Here is a 12,425-nt window from a genome sequence, read left to right on the forward strand (position 1 = left end):
ATGGATGAGTTGAAGTTTTATTATTCTAATGAAGGAAAAGTGATAAATACTGATAATATACCATTTTTTTTTGATAAAAGGGATACTTCTATAATTGACACTGATGAGGGAGAAAAAGAAGTGCTGTCTTTTGCAGGTATAATTCTTGAAAAAAATAAGATATTTGTATCTTTCCCGAAGCATTACGAATTAATTGATGATAACGATTATATTTTGGATATACAATTGTTATTTGATACTATTAATAAACATTATAAAGAAAATAAAATGCTATATTTTACAAAAACATTGAATATAAAAACAAATTATCCATTTAATGAATTTTTTGAAATATATGATTATTATCAAAAATATGGTATTTACCATGAAAATTTATCTGAAATATATGATGGATATAATGGAAATGTTTCTTGGAGAGACACGATAAAAAAGTCAGCAACAGTTATTAATAAAAAAGGAATATTATTTTTGCCGTTAAAGATAAAAAAAGTAAAGAGATATCAAGTATTAATTAGTGAATGTATGTCTTATGCTATTGATTATACTTTACAGCAATTTTCTTTATTTCTAGATATGCCACAAGTAGGTGGAAAAAGTTTAGAAAAAGATTTGTTAAGTAATAAGGATTTTATTATTAGAGAATTGTATTCCTTAAAGAATAAGTTTTTTAAAGATATACATAAAAAATTAATTTCCAATTTGATTTCTTTTTTTGAAAAATTACCAGGTGGAGGTAACTATTATTTAAAACACTATTCTTTTAGTTCCGTATGGGAAAAAATGGTTAATCACTACTTAAATTACCATTTTGAAGGTATAGATGATAATAGATTAATTTTTAAAGACAATAGGAGTATGGTAAATAAGTTTGAAAAGGCAACTTTTTATCCTAATTCTGCTAATCCTAGACAAAATATACAACCAGATTATTATTTGGATGATGGTGATACACAATATATCTTTGATGCAAAGTATTATAATAAAATTGATAGTATCAATTATAAACAAGTTGCGTACTATTTCTTTTTAAAAAATATATCTGTAACTAATGAAAAGATGAAAAGAAAGACAACATATAATGCGTTAATTTTACCTGGGAATTATGCCCAAAGAGTCCATTTTAAGTTTAAGCGGGGATTTAATATTGAAGAACCAGATTTTATTATTTATGAGTATTATTTAGATGTAAGAAAAGCTATGGAGTCATATATAAATGATGACTAGTAGTACTAATTAAATAATATAGTTATATAATATTAAAGATTATAATAACCTCTGAGTATACAGACAAAATGAAAATATATCTGATACTTAGGGGGGATTTCTATAGAGAAGAAAATCTAAATGTTCAGTAAAAGAGAAACTATCAATACTTAAGAAATTTCACACGGAATCTCCAAAGTAACAGCTAAAGGACTCTGTGGAACTATTAAAATAGACTACGTTTAGGAAATTTAGTTTAGATGCTGGTATAATTAGTTTAACTTAAGGTCATATATGCTAAAAAAGAGTTTCAAAAATGAATGGAAGTAAGACTAGTTTTGAAGAACGACTAAGTAATTATTGAAGGACTAGAACAATCTATTAAAAAATTGTATATAACATTAGGTGTGTTATATAAACAAGGACGGCTTGACTGAGGAAAAATTTAAAATTCCACAATCAAGCCGTCTAATTTTTCTATTATAGTGTTTAGTGATTAAAGAAGATGTCATCTCTTGCGATTGTGTTAAATAGTTATTTTTTTAATATCTAGAATCTCTATACTTTTTGGATCAATATCTGTTACGAGGAAATCATTGTAATTCTTATTTAGAGAGGTGTAATTGTTGATAGCATTTACAATATTTTTTTTAAGCTGTGGACTGTTAGAAGAAGCTACAGGAGCAATACATTTAATTTGATAAGTAGAAAAATTTCTAGATTTCCATTTTTCGCACAGATCGATATCAGTAATAAAGCTTTTATTTATAACATCATTCAAAGTATAAATTATCTCAGGATACTCAGAAATAGATGAATAATCCCAAAAATCATCTATTAAAAAGCCGCTTATAGTATAGTCAGTTGTTAAACGTTGATATAGGTTATTTATACAAACTGGATCAGCACCACTTTTTAATAATATAGGGGGCTCATTCCTAAATTTTACTGTGAGATTAGAAATATCTACTGTTACATCATTTTCAATTAAAAACTTGCCTAATTGAGAATTTTTATCGTTTATTAAATCTATTAAAGAACGAAGATGAATCAATTCTTCAATTTTATTGTCGTCAAAAGTAGTGTAATGATAAAAAATAAATTTATCAAACTCTTCTAAGTTGTCTAATTGATGTTTACTAGTATCATTTAATAAATCAAATAACATAAAAAACCACCTTTATAATCTTATACTAGATAAGTAAAACTATAGTACGCCACCAGTTTCAGTAATAATTAATACTGATCCAAGATAATCAAAAAACTATAAAATAAGATTTAGCAATGATTAGAAGTTAGTAAAAATCAATAAAAATGCCTCCGACAAGAGTCGAACTTGCACTTGGAAAACCAAACAACGACCTGAACGTTGCGCGTCTGCCAATTCCGCCACGGAGGCAAGAACAATAGTAATTTTACAATAAAGTATTACTATTTGCAATAATGCTAGTTCTTTTTAGGAAAGCTAATAGCAGTTCCGTATCCGTGTAATAACATATACTTTGGACCAACAGAAACACGGACTATTTGAGGGACAAAGCGAATATCAATTACGCCATCAGCATCAAGTTCAAGTGCTTTATTTTCCAATTTTTTTTGAACTTGAGCGTAAAGATTGTCAAATTGATCTACTTCATTTAATTCTTCTGCTTTAAGAGTTCTTTTCACGGTAGCATTAACTATACCCTTTAAAATATAAGATTGATTGAGACCACTTGTTGATAGAAACATTATATTCATCTCCTTAACAACTATAAATATCGTATATTTATAATACCACAAAAGTAGTTTATTTTTCTTTTTAAAATTATATTTTGATTAGAATTTTGATATTCAAAATATGTTTAAAAGGTAAAAATTATATAGTATCATCTGTATAAATAATAAATTAGTTATAGTTATATAAATTATATAAAGAACAATATTTTGAAGAATAACTATTTTAATGGCATATAGTGGATATTTTGAGAAATCAAAATATCCATTTATTTTGTTTTGTAAAAATATATTTTTTTATTTGATGAATTTTTTTCATAGTCATTTTTGCGTGATTTGACAAAATAAAATCAATAAATTATGATTTGTTCATCGAATATTTTGATGTTCGAAATAATTTTAAGTGAGGTGCTTTGTGTGGCAATTATGGATGCACAGGAAATAATGGATATGATTCCTAATCGTTATCCGATCTGTTACATTGACTATGTTGATGAGCTAGTACCTGGTGAGAAAATTATCGCAACAAAAAATGTAACAATTAATGAATCTTTTTTCAGAGGACATTTTCCAGGAAATCCTGTAATGCCGGGAGTTTTACTAATTGAAACTTTAGCTCAAGCTGCGTCAATACTTATTTTGAAATCTCCAGAATTTGTAGGGAAAACAGCTTATTTAGGTTCTATAAGTAAAGCTAAATTTAGAAAAGTTGTCAGACCGGGCGATGTTTTAAAATTAAATGTCGAAATGAAAAAGAAACACGAGAATATGGGGATAGTAGATACTCAAGTTATCGTGAATGGAAAGAAAGCTTGTACAGCTGAATTAATGTTTATCGTTGCGGATAGAGACAAGAAGTTGTAGTTGCAAAGTAGTCTTATTTCGGTTATTATTTTGATAATCAAATTATTTGGAATACGAAAGATAAGGCGGTATAGGGATGGATGAAAGATATCAAGTAATAAATGATGCTTTAGAAAAAATTTATGCTGATATTGTATGGATTGAAGAAAGTGAGTTACGTAAGAGTGTTTTTAGTGATATCACGATTAAAGAGATGCATGCAATAAATGCAATTTCAATGTATGATCATCAAACAGCTTCACAAGTTGCTAAAAAGCTTCATTTAACCCCTGGAACGTTGACTGCAACAATAGATAGACTATGTCGAAAAGGTTATGCTGAACGCATTAGAGGGAATGATGATAGGAGAATTATTAGAATAGGTTTGACTAAAAAAGGTAGACTAGTTTATCGAGCACATGATGCTTTTCATAGGATGATGGTTAAAAGTTTTTTGAAGGATTTAAATCCAGATGAAATAAAAACTATTGAAAAAGCCATTCATAATTTAGAAGATTTTCTAAAAGAGCACTCTTAACTAAGGAGAACTAGGTTTGGAAAATATAGAAATATCTTATACAGCACGTTATGTTCCACCTGAAGTTATAGATAATCAAAGATTAACAGAATTTATGGATACATCTGATGAATGGATAAGCCAACGAACTGGAATAAAGAAGAGGCATATAAGCTTAAATGAGAGTACAGCTGATTTAGCAGAGAAAGTAGCAGAAAAGTTATTAACAAAAAGTGGATGGAATCCTAATTCTTTAGATTTAATAATAGTTGCTACAATGTCTCCTAATTCTTTTACACCAGCAACAGCGGCTATTGTTCAAGGAAGAATAAGTGCTGATAATGCAGTTTGTTTTGATATTTCAGCTGCATGTTCAGGATATATATATGGTTTAAGTATTGTTGAAGCAATGCTAAGGAATATGAATTTAAAAAGGGCTATGCTAATTGGAAGTGAAAATATTTCTAAGTTGATAGATTGGAATGACAGATCAACGGCTGTACTTTTCGGGGACGGTGCAGCAGGTGCTTTGATTGAGTTAAAAGAAGATACAGATTCTAAATTTATCAGCAGTGATTTGAAAACTATTGGAAATGAAGCTGAGTTTTTAACAGCAGGAATAACTGATCCGTTAGAAAAATTTCCAGATTTGGATAGCATAAGGAAATATACGACTTTCAAAATGGATGGCAGAAGAGTATATACTTTTGCGACTAGGGAGGTTCCCCAATCTATTCTAAGGGCAGTGCAAAAAGCTAACCTTAGTTTGGAAGATATAGATTATTTTATTTTGCATCAAGCAAATTCAAGAATTATTCGACAAGTAGCTAAAAAATTAAAGCAAAATGAAGAAAAATTTCCAATTAACATAGATAGTTTTGGAAATACTTCGGCAGCTAGTGAACCTCTTTTATTAGATGAGTTAATAGAAAATGGAATTGTAAAAAGAGGGATGACGCTAGCATTAAGTGGCTTTGGTGGTGGCTTAACAGTCGGTACTCATATTATTAAATATTAATTTAAGGAGAGAATTTGAAATGACAGAAGCAGAAGTATTAAAGAAAGTACAAGATATCGTAGTAGAACAATTGGATGTAGATGTAGATGATGTAACTTTAACAGCAGATATCAAAGATGATTTAGACGCAGATAGTTTAGATGTTTTTGAAATTATGAATGAACTAGAAGATGATTTAGACATTAAGTTAGAAGCTGATGAAAACATCAAAACAATTCAAGATGTAGTTACTTACGTGAAAAAAGAATTGGATAACAAATAGAAGGTAATTAATTATGAAATTAGCCATCTTATTTAGTGGTCAAGGATCCCAATTTACAGATATGGGATTAGATTTTTACCAGGAAAGTCCAATTTTTAAGGACTGTGTAGATAAAGCTAGTGAGATTGCAGATTTTAAAATTACTTCAGTATTTGCTAACGATGGAGATAAACTTTCTGAAACAAAATATATTCAACCTGCAATAGTTGCTATGAGTATAGGTATCTGGAAAATGTTACAGAATACTCTAGGTGATAAGTTAGCTGTTGAAGGCATGGTTGGTTTATCTCTAGGAGAATATAGTGCTTTAATTGCAAGTCAGAAATTATCTTTTAGCGATGGAATGTCAGTACTTAAAGATCGTGCTATTTACATGCAAGATGATGCTAATAAAGTTGATAGTAAAATGGCAGCAATTATTGACCCTCAAATAGAAGTAATTGAAAAATTATGTACCGATTATCCAAATGTATATGTAGCTAATTATAATACGCCTAAACAATCAGTAATAGGTGGAGATGGCGAAGAATTAGTAGATGTTGTAGATAAGATAGATAGTCTAAATGCAGCTAAGAAAGTAGTAGAGTTAAAGGTAAGTGGAGCTTTTCATACTCCACTTTTTACTAATGCAAGTCAAAAGATGAAAAAGAGATTATCAAATGTGGCATTTACTGAAGGAAGTAACTTAGTTGTAAGTAATACTACAATGCGTCCTTTTGAAAAAGATTCTTTAGCAGAAATATTAGCTAAACAAATCGTTAAACCAACACATTTTGGTGAATGTGTTCAATATTTAATTAATAATAAAAATATAGATACGGTACTTGAAATAGGTCCTGGGAAAACATTAAGCAAATTTACTAAGCAAATTGATAAAAGTATTAAAAGATATCACATTAGTAAATTAAGTGATTTTAAAAAATTCATAGATAGTGTGAAAGAAAGTGAATAAATGGAATTAAAAGAAAAAGTAGTTCTAGTCACTGGAAGTTCAAGAGGAATTGGTGCAGAAATAGCATTAGCTTTTGCTAGAAAAGGAAGTACTGTAGTTTTAAATGGACGCCATCAAATACCTAATGATATGATTAGTAAGATGGAAGAAATTGGTTGTAACTATGATGTTATTCTTGGTGATATCAGTATAGAAAGTGATGTTAAAAGAATTGTTAAAGAAGCCATCGAAAAATTTGGTAGAATAGATATACTAATTAACAATGCCGGAATAACTAATGATAAGTTACTAATTGGAATGAAACCTGCAGATTTTAAATCTGTAATTGATGTTAACCTAATTGGAACTTTCCAAATGACACAAGCTGTTGTAAAGAAAATGTATAAGCAACGATCAGGAGTAATTATAAACCTTGCTAGTGTGATTGGACAGCATGGAAATATTGGTCAAGCTAACTATGCAGCAAGTAAAGCCGGAGTTATCGGATTAACTAAAAGTGTGGCAAAAGAAGGAGCTATGCGAAATATTAGAGTTAATGCGATTGCTCCAGGAATGATAGTTAGTGATATGACAGATGTTTTAAGCGATAAAGTTAAAGAAAACATTCTCACTACTATCCCTTTAAATCGTTTTGGAAAAGCAGAAGAAGTTGCACAAACTGCAGTCTTTTTAGCTGAAAATGATTATATAACGGGACAGGTAATTACTGTTGATGGTGGAATGACAATTTAATGGAGGGTTCTAATGACTAACAGAGTTGTTATTACAGGAATGGGAATAGTAGGTCCTGTCGGAAATGACAGAGAAACTTTCTTAAAGAACATATTTGATAGCAAAGTAGGAATAGAAAAGATTACTAAGTTTGACGCTACACAGACTGGAATTTCAGTTGCTGGAGAAGTGAAAGACTTTGATCCTAAAAATTCTATTGGTAAAAAAGCTGCTAAAAGAATGGATTTATTTTCTCAATATGCAGTTCATAGTGCGATTGAAGCTGTTGAACAAGCAGGAATAAATGAAGAGAATACAGATTCATATGACATGGGAGTAATTTACGGATCAGGTATTGGAGGACTTACTACTATTCAAGAGCAAGTTATAAAGATGCATGAAAAAGGTCCTAAAAGAGTTTCTCCAATGTTTGTACCTACTTCCATAGTTAATATGGCTGCTGGAAATATTGCGATGCATTTTGGAGCTAAAAATATTTGTACAGCAGTTGTAACAGCATGTTCATCTGCAACTAATGCAATTGGGGAAGCTTATCGACAAATTAAAGAAGGTAGAGCACAGGTGATGTTAACTGGGGGCTCTGAAGCATCGGTTAACGAAATAGGAATTGCTGGATTTGCGGCTCTAACTGCTCTTTCACCTGAGAAAGATCCTTTAAAGGCTTCACTACCATTTGATAGAAATCGTTCTGGATTTGTAATGGGTGAAGGTGGAGCTACCTTAGTTTTAGAAAACTTAGAACATGCACAAAAACGAAATGCTACGATATTGGGAGAAGTTGTAGGTTATGGTAGTACGTGTGATGCTTTTCATATAACATCTCCAGATCCTACTGGTGAAGGTGCAGCTAGGGCTATGAAACAAGCCATTGATGAAGCTGGTATAACTCCCGATAAAGTAGGTTATGTTAATGCTCACGGAACTGCTACACATGCAAATGATAGTGGTGAATCATTAGCAATTAATAAAGTATTTGGAGAAAATAGCTCAGTAATGGTAAGTAGTACTAAAAGTATGACAGGTCATTTGTTAGGAGCTGCTGGCGCAATTGAGGCAGCTATTACGGTAAGAGCTCTTCAGATGCAACAATTACCTGAAAATGTAGGTTTGAATGAATTAGATGAAGAATGTAATATTAATATAGTTACAAAAGATAAGACTACCACTTCTAATTTAGAATATGCTATCAGTAATTCATTAGGATTTGGTGGCCATAATGCGGTATTAGCGTTAAGAAAATGGAGTGAATAAGATTGGATTTTAATGATGTGAAGAAGTTAATGGAAGACTTCAATAACTCTCCTACACGAGAACTTGAAATCACAACGGATGGTTTTCATATTCATTTGAGTAAAAATGAAGCACCATTTATTAGCCAAGATAATAAAAATTATGCTGATTCTCCAGCTATTGAAGCTAGCGATGAAAGTATTGTAAGCAGTAAAAACGATGATCTCGATGATGCTAGTTTGATAAAATCTCCAATGGTTGGAACGGTATATCTTCAACCTGAACCAGAAAAAGCAGCTTATGTCTCTGTTGGATCACATGTTCATAAGGGCGATGTTGTATGTATTATTGAAGCCATGAAGATGATGACAGAAATCAAGAGTGAGTATACAGGTGAAGTTGTAGAAGTTTTGGTTGATAATGAAGATTTAGTTGAATTTGATCAACCTTTATTTAAAATTAAGGAAGGTTAGTTAAGTGCTAGATATAACTGAAATAAAGAAAATAATTCCGCATCGCTATCCCATGTTGTTAATTGACAGAGTAGAAGAATTGATTCCAGGGGAAAAAGCAGTAGCTAAAAGAAATGTTACTATCAATGAAGAATTATTTAATGGACATTTTCCTGGTAATCCAGTGATGCCAGGGGTATTAATTGTAGAAGCATTAGCACAAACAGGTGCTGTTGCTCTATTATCTTTACCAGAATTTAAAGGAAAAACAGCATATTTTGGTGGAATAAAGTCTGCTAAATTTAGAAAAGTTGTTAGACCTGGTGATTCATTGCGTTTAGAAGTAACTTTAGAGAAGATTCGAAATAATGTTGGTTTAGGAAAAGCTATTGCAACTGTAGATGGAAAAAAAGCATGTACAGCTGAACTAACGTTTATGATTGGATAGGTAAGAGGTAAGTAGTAAGGTAGGTAGAAATATGTTTTCGAAAGTATTAGTGGCTAATCGTGGAGAAATTGCAGTTCGTATTATTCGATCACTTAAAGAATTGGGCATAAAATCGGTTGCTATTTATTCAACTGTTGACCGAGAAAGTTTACATGTACAATTAGCAGATGAAGCTGTATGTGTAGGAACTGCCCGTCCACAAGATTCATATTTAAACATGAAAAATATTTTAGCAGCTGCTATTGGAACTGGTGCGGAAGCAATCCATCCCGGTTTTGGTTTCTTATCTGAAAATAGTCAATTTGTTGAGATGTGTGAAGCTGTAGGTATAACTTTTATCGGCCCTAATTCTGAAATAATTGATTTGATGGGAAATAAAGCTAATGCAAGAGAACAAATGCAAAAAAGTGGAGTTCCTGTGATTCCAGGAAGTGAAGGTTTCATTGAAACTGTTGAAGAAGCCAAGGAAGTCGCAAATAAGGTTGGATATCCGGTTTTATTAAAAGCAGCAGCTGGTGGTGGTGGCAAAGGTATTAGAAAGGTTAATGACGATAATGAATTAACATCATTATTTGAAGAGGCTAAGCGTGAGGCTCAAGTATCTTTCGGTGATAAAAGAATGTATCTAGAAAAAATAATGACAAATGTAAAGCACATTGAAGTTCAAATTTTTCGTGATAAGCAAGGAAATGTAGTTTATTTTCCTGAACGTGATTGTTCAGTACAAAGAAATAAACAGAAGATGATAGAAGAAAGTCCATGCCTTTTAATTACTGAGGAGCAAAGAAAAGAGCTAGGAAATATAGCAATAAAAGCTGCCAATGCCATTAACTATGTTAATACTGGAACAATTGAATTTTTAATGGATAGTCAACATAATTTTTATTTTATGGAAATGAATACGCGTATTCAAGTAGAACATACTGTGACAGAAATGGTTACAGGAATTGACTTGGTAAAAGCTCAAGTAAAAGTAGCTTCTGGGGAAAGGTTACCTTTTAATCAAAATGATATTCAAATTAACGGAAGTGCTATTGAATGCCGTATCAATGCAGAAGATCCATCTAAGAATTTTATGCCACAGGTTGGCAAGGTGCGCTATTTGTATTTCCCAGTAGGAAATTTGGGAATGAGAATAGATTCTGATTTGTATGCAGGTTGGGAAATCACTCCATTTTATGACTCAATGATTGCTAAAGTAATTTCTTTAGGTCAAGACAGACATGAGGCGATTGAAAAAGTAAAACGCTTATTGAGTGAGATGCTAATTACAGGAGTAAAAACCAATCAATCTTTCTACTTAGATATTTTAAAAGATAAGAATTTCTTAGATGGTAAAGTTACTACTGAATATTTAGAACAGAATTTTTTACCTAAATGGAAGGAAGAACATAAAGATGCAGCTATTTGATGAATTAAAAACAATTAGTAAAAAGCATATTAAGGCTAACAAAAAAGCTGGAGAAAAAGTTCCTTCGGGATTATGGATTTCTTGCCCTAAATGTCAACAATCTATATATCATAAAGATTTAGGTAAGTATAAAACATGTCCAAATTGTTACTATGGGTTTAGAATTCATGCTCGTGAGAGATTAGAATGGTTAGTAGATACTTTTCAAGAATTTGATACAGATTTAGAAACTAAAGATCCATTAAATTTTCCTGGATATAAAGAAAAATTAATTAAAGCACAACAAGACAGTAAACTTAACGATTCAGTTTTAACTGGAATAGCAATGATTGATGATGTTGAATTTGCTTTAGGCATAATGGATCCATACTTCATTATGGGCTCAATGGGAACTGTGACTGGCGAGAAGATAACTCGTTTGTTTGAGAGAGCTACTCAGAAGAATTTACCAGTAATATTATTTGCAGCTTCTGGTGGTGCTAGAATGCAAGAAGGAATTAGTTCCTTAATGCAGATGAGCAAGATCTCTCAAGCAGTCAAGGAACATTCAAATGCAGGTTTATTGTACATAACTGTCATTACAGACCCTACTACAGGTGGAGTGACAGCAAGTTTTGCAATGCAGGGAGATATAATTCTTTCTGAACCAAGAGCATTACTGGGATTTGCAGGTAAACGTGTAATAGAACAAACTATTCACCAAAAGGTACCAGATGACTTACAAGATGCAGAAACTGTTTTAAAGAATGGATTTATTGATAATATTATTAAACGTGAAGATCAAAAAGAAAAATTAGCATGGTTGGTAAAAATTCATTCAATGAAAGGAGCTTTTTAGATGCCTAAAATTTTAAAGAAGAAAAAAACGGCTTCTGAAATTGTAGCTGCTGCTCGTGGGTTAAAAAAAGTAACTGCCAATGAATTGATAGATGGAATTTTTGATGATTTTTTTGAACTTCATGGTGATCGCAAGTATTCAGATGATGAAGCAATTATAGGTGGGATTGCATTATTTAATGGAATCCCTGTAACAGTTATTGCAACGGATAAAGGTGGTACTCCTGAAGAGAGAATAGCGAAACATTTTGGATGTCCAGAACCGTCAGGATATAGAAAGTCCTTACGTTTAATGAAACAAGCTGAAAAATTCAATCGACCAATCGTAACTTTTGTAAATACTTCAGGTGCTTATCCCGGACGATCTGCTGAGGAAAATGGACAGGGTGAAGCTATTGCTAGGAATTTACTAGAAATGAGTGATCTAAAGGTACCAATTATTTCATTTATTTATGGTGAAGGAGGCAGTGGAGGAGCTTTAGCTTTGGCATGTGGAGATCAAGTTTGGATGTTAGAAGATAGTATGTATTCTATTTTATCACCCGAAGGATTTGCTTCTATTTTATGGAAAGATAGTAAAAGGGCAGATGAAGCTGCAGAAGTAATGCAGTTAACTCCTGAGGCTTTATTAAAACAAGAAATTATTGAAGGAATAATTCCAGAATCTAATTCACATCGAAAAGTTTGCAAAGAGATAAAGAAAATATTGGCACAAGAATTAAAAAATTTAACTTCACTTACAAAGTTTGAACTTGTAAAAAGAAGAAAAGAGAGATATAGAAAATTTTAGAAGGGAATGAAATT

At 31.4% G+C, this 12,425-nt stretch carries 13 protein-coding genes, 1 tRNA gene and 1 pseudogene; 12 read left to right on the forward strand and 3 right to left on the reverse strand.

What is annotated here, in order from left to right:
- The gene (locus FC55_RS02340; protein ID WP_035149642.1) at positions 1-1,224 is read left to right on the forward strand and encodes an LlaJI family restriction endonuclease; all 1,224 of its coding nucleotides are present in this window, start codon (positions 1-3) and stop codon (positions 1,222-1,224) included.
- 505 nt (positions 1,225-1,729) lie between these two features.
- On the opposite strand, the gene FC55_RS02345 is transcribed toward FC55_RS02340, so the two are convergent.
- From FC55_RS02345 to FC55_RS02355, 3 genes are all read right to left on the reverse strand, one after another.
- Complete coding sequence (locus tag FC55_RS02345) at positions 1,730-2,371, reverse strand: hypothetical protein (protein WP_003699728.1); 642 nt, start codon at positions 2,369-2,371, stop codon at positions 1,730-1,732.
- Between the two features lie 147 nt (positions 2,372-2,518).
- Positions 2,519-2,602, reverse strand: a tRNA-Leu gene (locus FC55_RS02350).
- A gap of 47 nt (positions 2,603-2,649) precedes the next feature.
- Positions 2,650-2,934 carry a hypothetical protein gene (locus tag FC55_RS02355; protein WP_035149645.1) on the reverse strand — a complete coding sequence of 95 codons (285 nt, stop codon included), beginning with the start codon at positions 2,932-2,934 and terminating at the stop codon, positions 2,650-2,652.
- A 402-nt stretch (positions 2,935-3,336) separates the two neighbouring features.
- Here FC55_RS02355 and fabZ (FC55_RS02360) point away from each other — a divergent pair, with 402 nt between their 5' ends.
- The 11 genes and pseudogenes from fabZ (FC55_RS02360) to accD all read left to right on the forward strand — a co-directional run bounded on the left by fabZ (FC55_RS02360) (position 3,337) and on the right by accD (position 12,411).
- On the forward strand, positions 3,337-3,783 hold the full coding sequence (gene fabZ / locus FC55_RS02360) for a 3-hydroxyacyl-ACP dehydratase FabZ (RefSeq protein ID WP_004563897.1): 447 nt from the start codon (positions 3,337-3,339) through the stop codon (positions 3,781-3,783).
- Between the two features lie 76 nt (positions 3,784-3,859).
- Positions 3,860-4,300 carry a MarR family winged helix-turn-helix transcriptional regulator gene (locus tag FC55_RS02365; RefSeq protein WP_003699732.1) on the forward strand — a complete coding sequence of 147 codons (441 nt, stop codon included), beginning with the start codon at positions 3,860-3,862 and terminating at the stop codon, positions 4,298-4,300.
- Positions 4,301-4,316: 16 nt separating this feature from the next.
- Positions 4,317-5,297 carry a beta-ketoacyl-ACP synthase III gene (locus tag FC55_RS02370; protein WP_003699733.1) on the forward strand — a complete coding sequence of 327 codons (981 nt, stop codon included), beginning with the start codon at positions 4,317-4,319 and terminating at the stop codon, positions 5,295-5,297.
- Positions 5,298-5,316: 19 nt separating this feature from the next.
- Positions 5,317-5,559 carry an acyl carrier protein gene (locus tag FC55_RS02375; RefSeq protein ID WP_003699734.1) on the forward strand — a complete coding sequence of 81 codons (243 nt, stop codon included), beginning with the start codon at positions 5,317-5,319 and terminating at the stop codon, positions 5,557-5,559.
- Positions 5,560-5,572: 13 nt separating this feature from the next.
- Positions 5,573-6,511 carry an ACP S-malonyltransferase gene (locus FC55_RS02380; RefSeq protein ID WP_003699735.1) on the forward strand — a complete coding sequence of 313 codons (939 nt, stop codon included), beginning with the start codon at positions 5,573-5,575 and terminating at the stop codon, positions 6,509-6,511.
- Positions 6,512-7,243, forward strand: coding sequence for a 3-oxoacyl-[acyl-carrier-protein] reductase (gene fabG, locus FC55_RS02385; RefSeq protein ID WP_003699736.1), 732 nt, complete (start codon positions 6,512-6,514; stop codon positions 7,241-7,243).
- Between the two features lie 12 nt (positions 7,244-7,255).
- Entirely contained in the window at positions 7,256-8,494 is a 1,239-nt protein-coding gene (gene fabF / locus FC55_RS02390) for a beta-ketoacyl-ACP synthase II (RefSeq protein WP_003699737.1), read from the forward strand.
- Positions 8,495-8,496: 2 nt separating this feature from the next.
- Entirely contained in the window at positions 8,497-8,946 is a 450-nt protein-coding gene (accB, locus tag FC55_RS02395; protein WP_035149650.1) for an acetyl-CoA carboxylase biotin carboxyl carrier protein, read from the forward strand.
- Positions 8,947-8,950: 4 nt separating this feature from the next.
- On the forward strand, positions 8,951-9,373 hold the full coding sequence (gene fabZ / locus FC55_RS02400) for a 3-hydroxyacyl-ACP dehydratase FabZ (protein WP_003699740.1): 423 nt from the start codon (positions 8,951-8,953) through the stop codon (positions 9,371-9,373).
- A 31-nt stretch (positions 9,374-9,404) separates the two neighbouring features.
- Positions 9,405-10,784, forward strand: coding sequence for an acetyl-CoA carboxylase biotin carboxylase subunit (gene accC, locus FC55_RS02405; protein WP_003699741.1), 1,380 nt, complete (start codon positions 9,405-9,407; stop codon positions 10,782-10,784).
- Positions 10,771-12,411 (forward strand): annotated as a pseudogene (accD, locus tag FC55_RS10080) (acetyl-CoA carboxylase, carboxyltransferase subunit beta). The gene accC and the pseudogene accD overlap by 14 nt, the downstream one beginning before the upstream one ends.
- Positions 12,412-12,425 lie beyond the last annotated feature (14 nt).

Source organism: Ligilactobacillus salivarius DSM 20555 = ATCC 11741 (assembly GCF_001435955.1).
Classification (GTDB): domain Bacteria; phylum Bacillota; class Bacilli; order Lactobacillales; family Lactobacillaceae; genus Ligilactobacillus; species Ligilactobacillus salivarius.